This window comes from Kitasatospora sp. NPDC057518, from assembly GCF_042802075.1.
Taxonomy (GTDB): domain Bacteria; phylum Actinomycetota; class Actinomycetes; order Streptomycetales; family Streptomycetaceae; genus Kitasatospora.
In genome coordinates this window covers 1-16,018 of sequence record NZ_JBHVEU010000194.1, presented here as the reverse complement: position 1 = coordinate 16,018, position 16,018 = coordinate 1, and the positions used below count along the sequence as shown (strand labels likewise).

The 16,018-nt window shown below is 75.7% G+C and carries 18 protein-coding genes; 7 read left to right on the top strand and 11 right to left on the bottom strand.

Features of this window, described 5'->3' with window-relative positions; translation table 11 throughout:
- Positions 1-52: 52 nt before the first annotated feature.
- The gene (locus tag ACFU7Z_RS20760; RefSeq protein WP_380778751.1) at positions 53-2,260 is read right to left on the bottom strand and encodes an MMPL family transporter; all 2,208 of its coding nucleotides are present in this window, start codon (positions 2,258-2,260) and stop codon (positions 53-55) included.
- A gap of 152 nt (positions 2,261-2,412) precedes the next feature.
- Positions 2,413-2,805, bottom strand: coding sequence for a RidA family protein (locus tag ACFU7Z_RS20755; RefSeq protein WP_074001088.1), 393 nt, complete (start codon positions 2,803-2,805; stop codon positions 2,413-2,415).
- Between the two features lie 168 nt (positions 2,806-2,973).
- Here ACFU7Z_RS20755 and ACFU7Z_RS20750 point away from each other — a divergent pair, with 168 nt between their 5' ends.
- The gene (locus ACFU7Z_RS20750; RefSeq protein ID WP_380778748.1) at positions 2,974-4,266 is read left to right on the top strand and encodes an FAD-dependent monooxygenase; all 1,293 of its coding nucleotides are present in this window, start codon (positions 2,974-2,976) and stop codon (positions 4,264-4,266) included.
- Positions 4,267-4,292: 26 nt separating this feature from the next.
- Here the strand turns inward: ACFU7Z_RS20750 and ACFU7Z_RS20745 are convergent, their stop codons facing one another.
- Both ACFU7Z_RS20745 and ACFU7Z_RS20740 read right to left on the bottom strand, forming a co-directional pair.
- Positions 4,293-4,709, bottom strand: coding sequence for a VOC family protein (locus tag ACFU7Z_RS20745; RefSeq protein ID WP_049654179.1), 417 nt, complete (start codon positions 4,707-4,709; stop codon positions 4,293-4,295).
- 5 nt (positions 4,710-4,714) lie between these two features.
- Complete coding sequence (locus tag ACFU7Z_RS20740; RefSeq protein WP_380778746.1) at positions 4,715-5,176, bottom strand: helix-turn-helix transcriptional regulator; 462 nt, start codon at positions 5,174-5,176, stop codon at positions 4,715-4,717.
- A gap of 199 nt (positions 5,177-5,375) precedes the next feature.
- Between ACFU7Z_RS20740 and ACFU7Z_RS20735 the strand changes: the two genes are divergently transcribed.
- The 3 genes from ACFU7Z_RS20735 (at position 5,376) to ACFU7Z_RS20725 (ending at position 8,163) form a co-directional block, all read left to right on the top strand.
- Positions 5,376-6,545, top strand: coding sequence for a PP2C family protein-serine/threonine phosphatase (locus tag ACFU7Z_RS20735; RefSeq protein ID WP_380778744.1), 1,170 nt, complete (start codon positions 5,376-5,378; stop codon positions 6,543-6,545).
- 235 nt (positions 6,546-6,780) lie between these two features.
- Positions 6,781-7,359 (top strand): carbonic anhydrase, encoded by a 579-nt coding sequence (locus ACFU7Z_RS20730; protein ID WP_049654174.1) that lies wholly within the window; start codon positions 6,781-6,783, stop codon positions 7,357-7,359.
- A 171-nt stretch (positions 7,360-7,530) separates the two neighbouring features.
- The gene (locus tag ACFU7Z_RS20725) at positions 7,531-8,163 is read left to right on the top strand and encodes a flavin reductase family protein (protein WP_380778742.1); all 633 of its coding nucleotides are present in this window, start codon (positions 7,531-7,533) and stop codon (positions 8,161-8,163) included.
- Positions 8,164-8,240: 77 nt separating this feature from the next.
- Here the strand turns inward: ACFU7Z_RS20725 and ACFU7Z_RS20720 are convergent, their stop codons facing one another.
- Positions 8,241-8,831 carry a hypothetical protein gene (locus tag ACFU7Z_RS20720; protein ID WP_234348478.1) on the bottom strand — a complete coding sequence of 197 codons (591 nt, stop codon included), beginning with the start codon at positions 8,829-8,831 and terminating at the stop codon, positions 8,241-8,243.
- Positions 8,832-9,275: 444 nt separating this feature from the next.
- On the opposite strand from ACFU7Z_RS20720, the gene ACFU7Z_RS20715 reads away from it, so the two are divergent.
- The gene (locus ACFU7Z_RS20715; RefSeq protein ID WP_380778740.1) at positions 9,276-10,412 is read left to right on the top strand and encodes a serine hydrolase domain-containing protein; all 1,137 of its coding nucleotides are present in this window, start codon (positions 9,276-9,278) and stop codon (positions 10,410-10,412) included.
- Between the two features lie 4 nt (positions 10,413-10,416).
- A complete protein-coding gene (locus ACFU7Z_RS20710; RefSeq protein WP_380778738.1) occupies positions 10,417-11,193 on the top strand; it encodes a MerR family transcriptional regulator in 777 nt (258 codons plus the stop codon).
- A gap of 53 nt (positions 11,194-11,246) precedes the next feature.
- Here the strand turns inward: ACFU7Z_RS20710 and ACFU7Z_RS20705 are convergent, their stop codons facing one another.
- From ACFU7Z_RS20705 to ACFU7Z_RS20690, 4 genes are read right to left on the bottom strand one after another with little or no spacing between them, the layout of a single operon-like run.
- Complete coding sequence (locus ACFU7Z_RS20705) at positions 11,247-11,675, bottom strand: lasso peptide biosynthesis B2 protein (RefSeq protein WP_074001096.1); 429 nt, start codon at positions 11,673-11,675, stop codon at positions 11,247-11,249.
- A complete protein-coding gene (locus ACFU7Z_RS20700) occupies positions 11,672-12,007 on the bottom strand; it encodes a lasso peptide biosynthesis PqqD family chaperone (RefSeq protein WP_380778736.1) in 336 nt (111 codons plus the stop codon). The genes ACFU7Z_RS20705 and ACFU7Z_RS20700 overlap by 4 nt, the downstream gene beginning before the upstream one ends.
- Positions 12,007-13,833 (bottom strand): asparagine synthase-related protein, encoded by a 1,827-nt coding sequence (locus ACFU7Z_RS20695; RefSeq protein ID WP_380778734.1) that lies wholly within the window; start codon positions 13,831-13,833, stop codon positions 12,007-12,009. Before ACFU7Z_RS20695 ends, ACFU7Z_RS20700 begins: the two co-directional genes overlap by 1 nt.
- A gap of 10 nt (positions 13,834-13,843) precedes the next feature.
- Positions 13,844-13,963, bottom strand: a complete 120-nt coding sequence (locus tag ACFU7Z_RS20690; protein ID WP_107086612.1) for a lasso RiPP family leader peptide-containing protein — start codon at positions 13,961-13,963, stop codon at positions 13,844-13,846.
- Positions 13,964-14,238: 275 nt separating this feature from the next.
- Here ACFU7Z_RS20690 and ACFU7Z_RS20685 point away from each other — a divergent pair, with 275 nt between their 5' ends.
- Positions 14,239-14,964, top strand: coding sequence for a class I SAM-dependent methyltransferase (locus ACFU7Z_RS20685; RefSeq protein WP_380778732.1), 726 nt, complete (start codon positions 14,239-14,241; stop codon positions 14,962-14,964).
- An 88-nt stretch (positions 14,965-15,052) separates the two neighbouring features.
- Here the strand turns inward: ACFU7Z_RS20685 and ACFU7Z_RS20680 are convergent, their stop codons facing one another.
- Positions 15,053-15,637, bottom strand: a complete 585-nt coding sequence (locus ACFU7Z_RS20680) for a short chain dehydrogenase (RefSeq protein WP_049658590.1) — start codon at positions 15,635-15,637, stop codon at positions 15,053-15,055.
- Between the two features lie 29 nt (positions 15,638-15,666).
- Complete coding sequence (locus ACFU7Z_RS20675; RefSeq protein ID WP_049658600.1) at positions 15,667-15,900, bottom strand: DUF4287 domain-containing protein; 234 nt, start codon at positions 15,898-15,900, stop codon at positions 15,667-15,669.
- Positions 15,901-16,018 lie beyond the last annotated feature (118 nt).

The following is a 16,018-nucleotide window of genomic DNA, read 5'->3' as shown; positions in this document are numbered from 1 at the left end:
GCCCCCCGGCAGTGCGCCGGGGGGCAGGGGCCGCGCGGGGACGGGCAGGCCGTCAGCCGTGCGAGAAGGTGATCCGCGGCAGTACCCGGTCCAGCAGGCGGGGGGTGTGCCAGGCGGCGTGCCCGGTCAGGCGCAGCAGGACGGGGAGCAGGACGAGGCGGACCAGGGCGGCGTCGAGGAGGACGGCGGTGCCGAGGACGATGCCCATCTCCTTGGGCGGGAGCGGGCCGGACAGGGCGAAGGTGAAGAACACCGCGACCATGACGCCGGCGGCGGCGAAGACCACCCGGCCGGAGTGGGCCAGGGCTCCGGTCATGGCGGCCTTGGGGTCGCCGGTGCGTTCGTAGTGCTCCTTGGCGGAGGCGAGGAGGAAGACGGTGTAGTCCATCGCGATGGCGAAGATCATCGCGAAGAAGAACACCGGTGCCCAGCCGTCCAGGAAGCCCTGCGGGGTGAAGCCCAGCAGGCCGGCCCCGTGGCCGTCCTGGAAGACCAGGCGGGCGACGCCGAAGGCGGCTCCGGTGGACAGCAGGCTGGCGGCGGTGCCGAGGGCGGCGATCAGCGGGGCGCGCAGGGCGGCGAGCAGCAGCAGGAAGCCGAGGGCCATGACGACGCCGATGACCAGCGGGGTCTTCTCGGTGAGCAGGTGCTGCAGGTCGAGGTTCTCGACGGCGGCGCCGCCGACCATGGTGTCGGCGGGCAGTTCGGCGCGCAGGGTGTGGACGGTGCCGGAGAGGTCGGGGCTGGAGGGGTCGACGGTGGGCACGGCCTGGATCATCGACCAGCCGGAGCCGTCGGCGGCGGCCTGGGCGGGCATGGCGGCGGCGATGCCGGGGGTGGTGGCGACCCGGGCGGCGACCTCGGCGGCGCGGTCGGTGGGGGTGAGGATCTGCAGGGTGCCGGGGGCGCCGGGGCCGAAGGCCTGCTGGACGGCGGTGTAGCCGGCGCGGGCGCTGGCGTCCTCGGGCAGGACGGTGATGGACGGCATCGCGGTGCGCAGTCCGATGACGGGGGCGGCGAGGGCGATCAGCGCGGCGAGGGCGAGGGCGCCGTAGCGCAGCGGGTGCTTCCAGAGGCGTTCGCCCCAGGCGGCGAAGCGCGGGGAGGCGGATGGGGTGGACTTGGTCCAGGGCAGGGAGAGGGCGTCGACGCGGTGGCCGAGCCGGCCGAGGACGGCGGGCAGCAGGGTGAGGGTGGCGGCGAGGACGAACAGGACGGCGAGCATGATGCCGCCGGCCATCGAGCGGAACGCCGGGGAGGGGACGAGCATCACGGCGGAGAGGCTGACCAGGACGGTGGCGCCGGAGAGCAGGACGGCCTTGCCGGCGGTGTCCATGGTCTCGGCGACGGCGCGCACGGCTCCCTCGTCGGCGCGGCCGGCGGAACGGCCGTCGGCCCGGCGGGCGGCGCGGAAGCGCATGACGAGGAAGAGCGCGTAGTCGATCCCGAGGGCCAGGGCGAACATCATGGCGAAGTTCATCGCCCAGACGGACACCGGGAAGAGGTGGCTGATCAGGACGAGGGAGCCGGCCGAGGCGGCGAGGCCGGCCATGGTGAGCAGCAGGGGCAGTCCGGCGGCGACGAGGGAGCCGAAGGCGAGCACCAGGATGGCGAGGGTGACCGGCCAGGACATGACCTCGGACTTCATCATGGCGTCGTGGTTGGCCTTGTTGAAGTCGCTCCACAGGACGGAGGCGCCGGTGGCGTGGACGCTGACGCCGTCCGTGGACAGGGCGCCGAGCGGTCCCTTGAGGTCGTCGGCGGCGCGGACCATGTCGTCGGGCGAGGCGGCGGCGCCGGCGAGCAGGACGGCGGTGCGGCCGTCGGGGCTGATGGTGGCGCCGGGCTGGGGCGTGACGACGGTGGACACCCGCGGGTCGGCGGCGGCGAGGTCGTGCGCCTCGGTGATCACCTTCTGGACGGCCGGGTCGGTGACGGGGCGGTCGGCGGCGACGACGATCTGGATCGCGGAGGAGGCGTTGCCGGCGAAGTGCCGCTCGGCGAGTTCGCGGACTTGGACGGACTGGGAGCCGTCGGCCTGCCAGCCGGCGCCGGACAGCGCGCTGGTGACCTTGGGGGCGAAGGCGCCGAGGCCGATGACGACGATCAGCCAGCCGACCAGGACGGCCTTGAAGTGCCGGGTGGACCACACCCCGAGGCGGCCGAGCGGCCCGGGTCGGCCGTTCTCGGGGGCGCCGCCGCTGCCGGGGGCGTCGGGGGGCGGGGCGGCGGGCCGTACGGCTTCGGCGGGGCGGTTCACGTGGTGCTCCGTTCTCGGGCGCCGGGGAGGTCCGGAGGCCCGAAAAAATACGGGTGGGGGTATCTCGACCAGCGACAACAGTACCCGTCCCGCCTTTCATTCCACCCCGGCCGCCCCTACCCCGACGGCCTCGGCCCCGGCCGCCCCGTCGGCTAGCCGATCACCGCGTCCACCTCGACCTCCACCAGCCAGCGCTCGTCGATGAAGCGCGACACCTCCACGAAGGTGGTGACCGGGCGGATCTGCGCGAAGCGCTCGCCGTGGGCGCGCGCGGCCTCCCGCCACTGGCTCATGTCGGTGAGCATGACGCGGGTCCGTACGACGTCCGTGAGGGTGGCGCCCGCCTCCCGCAGGGCGGCCTCGGCGATGTCCAGGCAGCGGACGGTCTGGGCGTAAACGTCGCCCTGGCCGACCGTCGTGCCCTGCTCGCTGATCGGGGCGGTGCCCGCGACCGCGACGTGGTTGCCCTTGCGCACGGCGCGGGAGAAGCCGATCCGCGGTTCGAGGGGCGAGCCGGAACTGACTGTCTGTCGAGTGCTCTCCATCGCACCATGGTGCCGCACTAGTGCACCCGTCGGGCCGTCTGCCCGCACGAACGCCCCCGCGCGCCGCCGGACCTGCCCCGGAGCACCCCACCGCACTAGTGCACCCTCATCAAATAGCCCCACTGCAAGGCTTGTTGGCGCCGACGCGTACGGCGTACATTCGGCGGCATGGAACACCTGGACCACCCGACGGGCACCGACGCCCCCGCCACCGACGTCCTCGTCTCCGGCGCCGGGATCGCCGGCCCCGCCCTCGCCTACTGGCTGCGCCGCCACGGCTTCACCCCCACCGTCGTCGAGCGCGCCGCCGGCCCGCGCCCCGGCGGGCAGGCCGTCGACCTGCGCGGCGCCGGACGCACCGTGATCGAGCGGATGGGGCTGATGGAGCGGGCCCGCGCGCTGCGCGTCGAGCAGCACGGCATCGCCCTGGTCGACCGGCGCGGGCGGGCCACCGCCCGGATACCCGTCGGGCTGTTCGACGGCGAGGGGATCGTCTCCGAGATCGAGATCCTCCGCGGCGACCTCGCCGACCTGCTGCGCGAGGCCACCGACGGCGTCGAGTACCTCTGGGACGACACCGTCACCGCGCTCGACCAGGACGCCGGGGGCGTCACCGTCACCTTCGAGAACGCCCCCGCCCGCCGCTTCGCCCTGGTCGTCGGCGCGGACGGGCTGCACTCCGCCGTCCGCCGCCTCGCCTTCCGCCCCGGCAACGGCGACGGCACCGACGGCACCGAAGGCGCCCACTACCGGCCGCTCGGCGGCTGCCACGCCTGGTTCACCGTCCACGACCCCGCCCTCGCCCGCGAGCTCGACGGCTGGTTCCTGATGTACAACGCCCCCGGCGGCCTGGTCGCCGGCGCCCGCCCCGGCCGGCTGCCCGGCGAGGTCAAGGCCTCCCTCGGCCTGCGCCGCGCACCCGCGGCGTACGACCGCCGCGACACCGCCGCCCAGCGGCGCCTGCTCGCCGAGCGCTTCGCCGGAGCCGGCTGGGAGGTGGACCGGCTGCTCGCCGGGATGCGCACCGCCGGGGACTTCGCCTTCGACACCTTCGGCCAGGTCCACCTCGACCACTACAGCCGCGGCCGCGTCGCCCTGCTCGGCGACGCCGGGTACAGCCCGAGCCCCCTGACCGGCCTCGGCACCAGCCTCGCCCTGGTCGGCGCCTACCTGCTGGCCGGTGAACTCGCCGCCGCCGCAGGCGACTTCCGCACCGCCTTCGCCCGCTACGAGGAGCTGATGCGCCCCTACGCCACCCGGGCCCAGGAGCTGCCGCCCGGCGGCCTGGGCGGCTACGCCCCGGACAGCGCCCTGGCGATCCGCCTGCGCGCCGCCTCCATGCGCTGGATGGGCCGCTGGCCGCTGCGCCCCGTGCTGGCCGCCCAGTTCGCCAAGGCCGGCGACATCGCCCTGCCCGACTACCCGCTGCCCGCCCGCACGCTGCCCGCCCGGACCGCCTGAGCCTCAGGCCTCACGCCCCCGCCCGGCTACGCCGTACGCGGCTGGTTGAAGCGCAGCATGTTGCCCGACGGGTCGCGGAAGGCGCAGTCGCGCACCCCGTAGGGCTGGTCCATCGGCTCCTGGAGGACCTCGGCGCCGGCCGCCCGGATGCGCTCGAAGGTGGCGTCGCAGTCGTCGGTGCGGAAGATGACGCCGCGCAGCAGGCCCTTGGCGAGGAGTTCGGCGGCGGCCCGGCGGTCGGCCTCGGAGGCGTGCGGGTCGGCCAGCGGGGGCTCCAGGACGATCTCCACGCCGGGCTGGTCGGGCGAGCCGACGGTGACCCAGCGCATGCCCTCGAAGCCGACGTCGTTGCGCACTTCGAAGCCGAGGACGTCGCGGTAGAAGGCGAGCGCCCGGTCGTGGTCGTCGACGGCGATGAAGCACTGCGCGAGTTCGATGCTCATGCCCGTCACGCTACGGGAGCACCGGGGCCGCCGTCGCTCCCGTTCCCCTTCGCCTCCTTGGCCTCCTTGGCCTCCGCGCGCCGCACCGGGCGGGTGCCGATCTTGGCGACGCAGGCCGGGATCGCCGCGCCCTGCTCGTGGTCGCGGGCCCGGTAGGCGCTGGGGCTCTGCCCGACCAGCTCGGTGAAGCGGGTGCTGAAGGAGCCCAGCGAGGTGCAGCCCACCGCCATGCAGACCTCGGTCACGCTCAGGTCCCCGCGCCGCAGCAGCGCCTTGGCCCGCTCGATCCGGCGGGTCATCAGGTAGGTGTACGGGGTCTCGCCGTAGGCGGCGCGGAAGCTGCGCGAGAAGTGGCCGGAGGACATCAGCGCGGTGCGGGCCAGCGCCGGCACGTCCAGCGGCTGCGCGTACTCGCGGTCCATCCGGTCCCGGGCCCGGCGCAGCCGCACGAGGTCGTCGAGCGGCACGCGGCCCGCGGACGGGGACGAGGTAGAAGACGAGGTCGAGGACGGGGACGACACACCGGCCACGGTACCGACTGCCACCGACAGACGGCGCCCGGCCCGTCCGTCCACCCCGTCCCCCGCCCGGCGCAGCCCGCTCGCGCCCGCCCCGCCGCGCCGACCACCCTGGAGCGGGGGCCGGACGGCGGAGAGGGCGACAGGGGTGGACGGCGAGGACGAACAGCCCACCGCCCCGCGCGCGCCCGGCAACCGGGCGGTGGTGCTCGGCGTGCTGGCCGCGACCGTCGCCGTGCTGCTCGTCCAGGCGGTCAGCGGCACCAGTGCCCGCCTGGTGCTGCTGCTGGTGTTCCTGCCCGCGCTGCTGGCGGGCCTGGGCACCGTGGCCCAGACGGTGGCGGCCTCGGTGTGGGTGACCGCCGTGGTGGTGGCCCACTCGGTGCTGTTCCCGCCCGGGGACCTGCCGGCCCGCCTGGGCACCCTGCTGGGCGTGGTCGCCGCCGAGGCCGCCGTGATCGGCCTGTGCGCGCGGCGGGTGCGGCGCGAGCGGCAGCTGTCGCGGATGCGGCAGGTCGCCGTCGCCCTCCAGCGCCAGCTGCTGCGCCCGCTGCCCGTCACCACCCCGGACGTGCGCCTGGACGGGCTGTACCGGCCGCTGGAGCAGGACGCCATGGTCGGCGGCGACCTGTACGACGTCGCCGACACCCCGCACGGCACCCGGGTGCTGGTCGGCGACGTCCAGGGCAAGGGCCTGCTCGCGATCGGGACGGGCTTCGCGGTGCTGAGCGCCTTCCGGGAGGCGGCCTTCCGCGAGCCGCGGCTGACCGCCGTCGCCGACGCCCTGGAGGCGGCGGTGGAGCGGCACAACGCCTACGCGGAGCAGAGCGGCGAGCAGGAACGGTTCGTCACGGCCACCGTGCTCTGCGTCCGCGCCCCGGACAGCAACGACGGGGGCACCGACGACGAGGGCACCGACGACGGGGGCCGCGCCACCGAGGTGCGGGCCGTCAACTGCGGCCACCTCTCCCCCTACCTGCTGCGCCCCGACGGCCGGGTGGAGCCCGTCCCCCTGGACGCCGGGCTCCCGCTCGGCCTCGCCGCCCTGGCCGCCACCGGCGAACCGCGCCCCGAGCGGCGTTTCACCCTGCCCGGGGACGGGGTGCTGGTGCTGCTCACCGACGGCATCACCGAGGCCCAGGACGCCTCCGGCGCGTTCTACCCGGTCGAACGGGGCCTGGCCGACCTCGCCGCCGTCCCCGCCGACGCCCTGCCCGAGGCCCTGGACCGGCGGGCCCGGCGCTGGAGCGGCGGGAGCAGCCGCGACGACGTCACCGTCCTCGCCCTGCGCCCCGCCCCGGAACCGCCGGCCCGGTAGCCCGGTAGCCGCCCGGGACGGGCCGAACAGGGCCGTACGGGGCAGTACACGGCCGTACGGGGCCGTTCGGAACCGTCCATGGGGCCGTCCGGCCCTTGACCCCCGGCTGCGGGCTCCACCTGCGGCGATCTAGGGTGCAGGCATGATCCCCACACCGATACCCAGCCCCGAGCCCACCCGGCTCGACGGTCCGACGGACGACTTCCTGACCGACCCCGCCCAGGCGCTGCGGGTGATGATGCAGGGCAACGCCCGGTTCGTGGCGGGCAACCCCGAGCACCCCAACCAGGACGCCGGGCGCCGCGCGGCGCTCGCCCCGGCGCAGCGGCCCTTCGCTGTGCTGTTCGGCTGCTCGGACTCCCGGCTGGCCGCCGAGATCATCTTCGACCAGGGCCTGGGCGACCTCTTCGTGGTGCGCACCGCCGGGCACGTCACCGGCGCGGAGGCGCTGGGCAGCATCGAGTACGGGGTGAGCGTGCTGGACTGCCCGCTGGTGGTGGTGCTGGGGCACGACTCCTGCGGTGCGGTGGCGGCGGCGCTGGACTCCCTGGAGCAGGGGCAGCTGCCGGGCGGTTTCGTCCGGGACGTGGTGGAGCGGGTGACCCCGAGCGTGCTGTCCGCCAGGGCGGCGGGCATCGAGGACCGGGACGGGATCGTGGACGAGCACATCCGCCAGACCGTGGACCTGCTGGTGGAGCGCTCGCAGGCGCTGGCGGCGCGGATCGCCGAGGGGAAGGTGGCCGTGGTGGGCCTGTCCTACCGGCTGCGCGACGGCCGGGCCCGGCTGGTCTCCGCCCGGGGGCCGGTGGGCTGACGGCGGGCCGGCCGCTTCCCGCCCGTCGCCGGGACGGGGACGCCGTCCTCGGGAAACCGGAGTCACATCCTCCGGAACTCGATGTCCGATCACCGCCAGCGCCCCCGTCCGGGCGGCGGCAGAGTCGGTGACCGGCAACGATTCCCCATTTCCCGAGGACGGCAGTCTCCCGTGCACAAGGCCATCGATCTCAAGGTCCTGTACTTCGGCACCCCCGTGGTGCTGATCGGCTCGCGCAACGAGGACGGCAGCGCCAACCTCATGCCGATGTCCTCGGCCTGGTGGCTGGGGCAGTCGTGCGTGCTCGGCCTGGGCGACAGCTCGCAGACCGCCGAGAACCTGCGGCGCGAGGGCGAGTGCGTGCTCAACCTGGTGTCCTCCGCGCAGGTGGACGCGGTGGACGCCCTCGCGCTGCTGACCGCCAGGCCGCGGATCGCCGAGTACCGGCTGCGGCAGGGCTACCGCCACGAGCGGCGCAAGTTCGAGGCCGCCGGGCTGACCGAGGTGCCCGGCGAGCTGGTGCGGGCGCCGCGCGCCGCCGAGTGCCCGGTGCAGCTGGAGTGCCGGGTGGAGTCGGCGACGGCGCTGGCGGGCGGCGGGCGCACCGCCTTCGAGGTGACGGTGGTGCGCGCCCACGTCGAGGAGAGCCTGCTGGTGCCCGGCAGCGACCACTACGTCGACCCGGTCGGCTGGGACCCGCTGATCATGAAGTTCTGCGAGTTCTTCGGCGACGGGCGGCGCCTGGCCCCCTCCCGCCTCGCCGAGGGCTGGCAGATGCCCGGGCGGCTGCCCGCCGCCGTGTGACGTGGCGTCCGCCCGGGACGTCCGCTCGGGACGTCCGCCCAGGGCCTCCGCTCGGGACGTCCGCTCACCGGTGGTGCTCAGGGCGCGACGGTCGCCCCGCAGGAGTCGCACACCCGCGTCGCGGGCAGCTCCAGGAAGCAGCTCGGACAGATCGCCGGCGGGCGCGGCGGCGCGGCGACGGCGGCCTTGCGCTCCACCGAGGCCCGCAGGCGCGGGGCCAGGGCGGGTGTGCCGCCGTCGGCGGGCAGGTCGGCGGCGAAGTGCCGGTAGCAGGCCAGGCGGGCGGCGGCCGCGTGCTGCTCGCGGTCCATCTCGGCGGCCACCGGCGGCTGTCCGGCCACCGCCAGCACCTCCTGGTAGCCGGGCCCGACCTTGCCGTCGGTGGCGTGCACCACCAGGGCCGTCAGCGGTGGGTCGCCGCGCCGGTGCGCCTCACGGATCACCAGGGCCAGCACCTTGCCTATCCAGTGCCGCTGGTTGATCCGGGTGCGCACCCCCGAGGCCTCCTGCACCGCCTCGGCGAGGTCCGGGTAGCTGATCACCGCGTGGTAGCGGCGCGCCACCTCCACCAGGGCCGGGTAGGCCGCCCTGGTCCACACGATGTGCGCCTGGCTGGCGCTGACCGCCGAACCGTCCGACGCCCGCCAGTACGTGTGCTGCTCCGTCATCCGCCCGCCCCTGTCCGTCTTGTCCGTTGTGTACGTGTCCGTCCCCCGCGGGCCCCCGCCGGGAGCGAGGCTACCCGGCCCCGGAGCGGCACCCTCGGGCGGGGCCTCGCCTCGGGCGGGGCTTGACTTCAAGTCCTGTTGAAGTCGTGGAATGGGTGCCGACCGCAGCCGTACGGGCAACCCCGCGGTCGATGCCCCGCCCGTACGGAAACCCGTACCGGGGCCGGGGCCGCCGCCTTCCCGATCGTGCCGACGGCGGCCCCGGCCTCCGGGCTCCCCCGTCCACCCCACCGGGCGCCGCGCCCCGCCTCCCGCGCCTCCCGCCTCGCGCGGGCGGGCCGCGCCTGTGAGCCGGAACACGGTTGAGGTTGACCTTGGGTCAGGGTGGAGGCTCCTCCCATCGGGCCCGACGACGACGCGGGCCCCGCGATACGAGGGGGCAGCATGTCCACCACCCACCACTCCACCCACCACTCCACCCACGGCCCGGACCGCCCGGAGCTGCGACGGGCGGTCGAGGAGATCGCCGGATCCGGTTTCCTCGGCGTGCAGGTGCGGGTGAACGACGCGCACGGCGAGTGGGTCGGCACCGCCGGGTCCCGCGAGCTGGGCCGCGAGGAGAGGCCGCCGGCCGACGGGCACTTCCGCGTCGGCAGCGTCACCAAGAGCTTCATCGCGACCTCGGTGCTGATGCTGGTGGCCGAGGGCCGGCTGGCCCTGGACGACCCGGCTGGCAACCACCTGCCCGGGTTCGGGCTGGACCGGCGGATCACGGTGCGGATGCTGCTCCAGCACACCAGCGGGATCTTCAACCACACCGGCGAGCTGGAGGAGGACGGGACGTTCGTGCCGGGGGTCCCGTGGCGGGGCCGGGAGTGGGTGGAGGACCGCTTCCGCACCTACCGGCCCGAGGAGTTGGTGCGGCTGTCGCTGTCCCGGCCGGCGCGGTTCGCGCCGGGGGCGCGCTGGAGCTACGCCAACACCAACTACGTGCTGGCCCGGCTGGTGGTCGAGCGGGTCACCGGCCGGCCGTTCGCCGAGGAGCTGCGGCGGCTGGTCCTGGAGCCGCTGGGGCTGACCGGGACGGTGGCCCCGGGCCCCTCGCCGGAGGTGCCCGAGCCGCACGGCCGCAGCTACTACCGCTACGAGGACGCCGGGCGGGAGCGGACGGTCGACGTCACCCGGCACAACCCGTCCTGGGTCTCGGGCGGCGGCGACATGATCTCGACCACCCGGGACCTGCACGTGTACTTCTCCGCGCTGATGGGCGGCCGGCTGCTGCCGCCCGGCCTGCTGGCCGAGATGCGCGCGCCGGAGGCGACGGTCGGCTACGGGCTGGGGATCTTCGCCCAGGCCACGGACACGGGCACCGTCTTCCACCACAACGGCGCCACCATCGGCTCGGCCGCGCTGATGTACGGCTCGCTGGACGGCGGCACCACCCTGACCGCCGGGCTGACCTACGTGGACGACGCCGACGTGTCCGTCGCCGCGGCGTTCCAGAGCGCCCAGCGACGGCTCGTCGACGAGGTGTTCGGCACCGGGCCCGGCCCCACGGCATCCGGTCGTACGGCAGGCTGAACGGATGGCAAACGGAGTCACGATCGGGCAGGCGGCCGCGTACGTCGGCGTCACGGTGAAGACGGTGCGGCACTACCACCGGCAGGGGCTGGTCGAGGAGCCGCTGCGCGACGCCTCCGGCTACCGGCGGTACGGGTCGGGCGAATTGCTGCGGCTGGTGCAGGTCCGGACGCTGGCCGCCGCCGGGGTGCCGCTGGCGGAGGTCGGGCCGCTGCTCGACGCCGACGGCGAGCGGTTCGCCACCGCCCTCGCCGACGTGGAGCGGCGCCTGACCGAGCGGATCACGGAACTGACCGCGCGCCGCGACACCCTGCACCGGCTCGCCGACGGCGACCGGGCCCTGCTGCCCGACCGCGCCTGCGCGGTCCTGGAGCGGATGCCCGGGCTCGGCCTCGGCCCCGACTACGTGGCGGCGCAGCGCGAGGCCCTGGTGCTGGCGCGGGCGCTGGTGCCGGAGGGCTTCGACGGCCTCCTCGCCCAGCTCGAACTGCGCCTGGACGACCCGGGGTTCGTCGAGCTGACCAGACGCGGCCAGGAGGCCGAGGCCTGGGAGCCGGACGATCCGAGGGTCGAGGAGCTCGCCGCCGCCATGGCCGACCACTACCTCGCCAACCCCGCCCTGCTGGGCGACCCGGCCGGCCTGCGCGCCTGGGCCAGGGCCGCCACCCAGTACCGGCTGATCGACCGCCACCGCGACGACCAGGCCCCGGTCTCGGCCCGGCTGACCGCGCTCACCGAGGCCCGGCTGCGCGCCGCCGGCGTCCCGTCCCCGCACCGGTAGCGCCCCCTGCCGCCCGCGGGAAGCCGGGCGGACGGCGGCAGGCCCCCCGCCGGTCACCAGCCCGGCCGGGGCTCCGGGGCGATGGTGATCAGCGGGTGGAAGTGGGCGAGTTCGGCGGGCTCGTCGACGGGGCCGCCCTCGGCCTCGATCCAGGCGTGGGCGCGGAACGGGGCGGTGCGCACGCCGGTTCGCCAGGTCGGCCAGGCGCCCCGGGTGCGACACAACAGGGCTGTGGCGATGGAGCGTTGGAGGCAGCCCTGGCCGGCGCAGCGCATGCTGAGGGCGACCACGGCCTGCCGGGCGGCGAGGGCCTCGGCGCGGTCGGCGGGCCGGGCGCCGCGGCGCAGGGCGAGCATCACCCGGCGGATGCGGGCCGGGGGGAGCCGCTCGATCAGCCGGGCCGCGCCGATCGCCGCGAGGGCGGCGGGCCGGCGGTGCCAGGGCGGGCGGCCGGCGCGGGTGGCGTGGGCGTGCAGGCTCATCCGGCGGTGCCCGCTCCCGTGCCGTCCGGTCCACCGGCGCCCGGTCCGCCGGTGCCCGGTCCGGTGGTGACCAGTCCGGCGGTGACCAGTCCGGCGGTGCGCAGGGTCTCGTGCAGCCGGTCGACGTCGGCGCGCGCCCGGTCGGCGGTGACGGGGTGGCGGGCGCTGAGGTCGGCGGCGGTCTCCTCGGCGGTGCGGCCGTCCAGCAGGGAGCGCAGGACGAGCAGTGCGGTGCGGTTGAGCTGGTAGTAGCGGCCGGAGCGCTCGTCGAGCAGGACGGCGCCGTCGTCGGTCGGGGTGAGCGTCACGTCGGGGCGCAGCTGGGCGGGCATCAGGTCCCTCCGGTGGTGGCGGCGTGGTGGCGGCTGCCGTGGGCGCGCAGCCAGTGTTCGCAGGCGAGGGTGGCGTCCAGGGCGGCGTAGGGGGTGCCGGCGGGGTAGAGCCCGAGGCAGGCCTGGCGCAGGGCGTCGGGGTCGATCAGGCCGGCGCGGGCCAGGGCGCTGTCCTCGGTGAGGGCGGCGAGTCGGGCGCGGTGGCGGGCGAGGCCTTGGTGGGCGTCGGGGGTGAAGTCGCCCTTGCCGGTGCGGCGCAGGAGGTCGGCGGGGACGTCCGGGGCGAGGGCGGTGGTGAGCAGGGGCTTGTAGGCGAAGGGGGTTCCGCGGGTGGCGGGGTCGGCGGCCAGGCAGGCGTCGAGGACCTGGTCGTCGAGGAAGGGTGTGCTGTACGGGGTGCCGGCGCGGGCGGTGGCGTCGACGAGTTGGCGCATGGCGGAGGCGCTGTGCCGGACCATGCGCAGGACCTGGTGCTGGGCGTGCTGCGGGGCCAGGGGCCGTGCGTCCCGCAGGGCCTTGAGCTGGTCGCGGACCAGGGCGGCGGCGTGCGGGGTGGCCCAGGGCGGCAGCCGGGGTTCGGTTCCCCAGCCGAGGAGTTGGGTGGTGGGCGGCGCGGGGTGGGTGAGGCGGTCGGCGGCGTGGGCGAGCCAGGCGGGGTAGGGGCGGGGGTCGGCGAGGGCGCCGAGGGCGTCGGGCAGTTTCCAGCGCAGGCGGGCGCGGTGTCCGCGCAGGTGGCGGGCGGCGGTGGCGGGGTGGCGCGGGGCGAGGGTGCGCAGGTAGGCGGGGAGGGCCTGGAGGACTTCGTCGCCGCCTTCGCCGCTGATCCGCAGTCGGGCGCCGCGGGCGGCGAGGAGGCGGGCGACGGCCTCGTCGCGGGCCCTGGTGCGGGTCCAGGCGAACGGTTCGTCGCCCTGGGGGCCGGGGGTGTCGGTGTCGGCGAACATCGCGGGGAGGTCCTCGGCGGGCAGGACGAGCCGGGTGCCGGGCAGGTGGCGGGCGGCGCGGTCGGCCCAGGGGGCGTCCTCGTGGTGGGGGTCGAGGGAGCCGATGGTGACGGTGAGCAGCTCGGCGGGGCCGGTGGCGGCGAGGAAGCACAGGGGGGTGGAGTCGAGGCCGCCGGACAGGTCGGCGGCGACGAGGCCGCCGTCGCGGGTGCGGGCGGCGACGGCGCGGTGCAGGGCGTGGCGCAGGGCCGTCGCGGCTTCGGCGCGGGGTCGTTCGGGGGCGGGCGGCTGCCAGTGGGCGAGGGTGCGGGCGGGGCCGCCGGGGGCGAGCAGGGCGGTGTGGTGCGGTGGCACGGGGGTGATGCCGGGCCACAGGGGCAGGGTGTCGGCGGGGTGCGGCAGGGGGTGGGCGAGGCGCAGGACGAGGCGTTCGGTGGACGGGGCGAGGCCGGCCGCGGCGGCCAGGACGTCGGCCCGGTCCGACAGGACGGGGACGCCGTGGACCTCGGCCAGGTGGAGGCGGTGGAGTCCGGACAGCGAGCCGCGGGCGGTGACGGTGCCGCGCACGGTGGCGATCAGGTGGTGGCTGCCGGCCGGGCCGTCGGTGTGGGTGAGGGCGAGGGCGTCGCGCGGGTCGCGGAGGTGTTCGGCGCGGCGGCGCAGCTGGTGGGTGTCGGTGTCGCTGGTGCCGAACACGGCCAGCGCGACCGGTCCGGCCTGGGCGGTGACCGCCGCGTCGGCCGGCCAGTGGCCGAGGATCCAGGGGCGGCCGCTGGGGTGGTGCAGGGCACGGCGCTCGGCCGTGCCCCACACCGCGGCCACCGCGGCTGCTGCGTCGGTGTCCGGCAGGACCACGAACCAGGTCCGCCGGTGGCCGTTCACGGCGCGGTCCTCAGGGGGCGAGGTAGTAGCCGTGGACGTCGGACTGGTTGCCGATGTCGAAGCCCCGGGTGAGGTCCGCGAAGTCGCCGAGTTCGATCATCACCGGGGGCTCGTACACGTCATCGGTCATGGCAATGTCCTCTCTTGTACGGGGAGTTGGACACGATCGCCGGCCGGCGGTGCTCCTACTCTTCCTCGTCGGTTCGCCGACGGACAAGCGCCGCCGGGGCCTTCGGCCGGAACCCGACGGCCCGCGCGGGAGTGGCCGCAGGCGCTCGCGGGACTGCTGAGCACCCGGGCGAGCGGGTGGCGGGGGCGGCGGGCGGGAGGCCGGATTCGGCCAGCTCCGGACGAAATGGTGTAGACCTGTCCGCTGCCGGACGGGGCCTCGCCTACGGTCGTCCCATGGCTGACGCATGCTTCGGGCACCCGCGGCTCGCCGCGCTCTACGACCCGCTCGACCCCGACCGCGGCGACCTCGACGCCTACCTGGCGATGGCACGGGAGTTCGGGGCGCGCCGGGTGCTGGACATCGGCTGCGGCACGGGGGTGTTCGCGCTCCTGCTGGCCGGCCGCGGGTTCGAGGTGGTCGGCGTCGATCCCGCCCTGGCCTCCGTGGAGGTCGCGCGCGCCAAGCCGGGCGCCGGGCGGGTGCGGTGGATCCACGGCGACGCGACGGACCTGCCGCCGCTGCGGGCCGATCTGGCGACGATGACGGCGAACGTCGCCCAGGCGATCGCCGGTCCGCGGGCCTGGCGGGGGACGCTGCGGGGGGCCTTCGCGGCGCTGCGGCCCGGCGGGCGGCTGGTCTTCGAGACCCGCGATCCGGGCGCCCGCGCCTGGGAGGAGTGGACGCGCGAGCGCTCCCACCGGGTGACGGAGGTCCCGGGCGCGGGTGCCGTCGAGAGCTGGGTCGACCTGGTCGGGGTGCGCGGGCCGCTGGTGACGTTCCGGTGGACGTACGTGTTCGCGGTGGACGGGCAGGTGCTGACGTCGGATTCGACGCTGCGCTTCCGGGAACGGGCGGAGGTGGAGCGGGACTTGGCCGCCCACGGCTACGTGCTGGAGGAGGTCCGCGACGCTCCCGACCGGCCCGGGCGGGAGTTCGTCTTCGTGGCCCGGCGCCCGTGACCCCCCGCCGCCCCGTGACACCCGCCGCTCCGGGGCGCCGTGCGCGGGAAGTCGGCCGGGCCGACTTCCTGTGCGCGGGCTCGGCGGTTCAGGGGAGCAGGGTCTCCCCGTTCGTCCGGCCTTCCACGGCGGTGACGTAGGAGCGGGCGGCGTCGACGGCGAGGATGCCCGGGGCCGGGTCCCGGCCGAGGAGCTGCAGCGTCTCGGCGATCCAGCCGGGGCTGACGAGGTTGATCCGCAGGTCGCGGGGCAGTTCGGCGGCGGCGTTGCGGACGAAGCCCTCCAGCCCGGTGTTGATGACGGCGCCCAACGATCCACCGACCATCGGGGTGGTGAACGTGCCGCCGGTGAGGGTGATGGAGCCGCCGTCGCGCAGGTGGTGCTGGGCGCGCCGGGCCAGGGCGATCTGGCCCAGCAGCTTGCCCTGCAGCCCGGCGAGGAACTCCTCGTCGGTCGCCGTGGCGAAGTCGACCATCGGGCCCGACACGGCGCAGCAGACGACCGCGTCGAGGTCGGGCAGGCCGGCGAAGAGCGCGTCCAGGGAGTCGGAGTCCTCCAGGTCGACCGTCACCGGGCCGCTGCGCGAGGCCCGTACGACCTGGTGCTCCTTCTCCAGGGCGGTGGCGACAGCGCTGCCGAGTGTGCCGGAGGCTCCGATCACGAGTACCTTCATGCCGTCGATGATCGCATCAAGTGGCCCTCTCAGGAGGACTTTTCGGCAAGGGTGTGGGCGACGAGGGCGTTCGCGTGGCCGTGGCCGATGTTGTGCTCGGTCTTGAGCCAGGCGACGAGCTCCATGTGCCTGGCGAGCGGGGAGGCGCGAATGAGGTCCTTCCACTCCTCGACCGGGCGGCCGTACTTCTTCTCGATGGAGGGGAAATAGGAGGCGGGGCCCTTCACGGCGGGGGCCTTCGCGGCGGTCTCCGCGGTCTTCACGGCGGTCTCCGCAGCAGTCTTCGCAGCGGTCTTCGCGGCGGGGGCGGCGGTCATGGGCGGTTCCTCTCGGGAGGGCGGGAAAGAAGAAGCGGTGCGGTCACGGAGGTAGACCGTGACC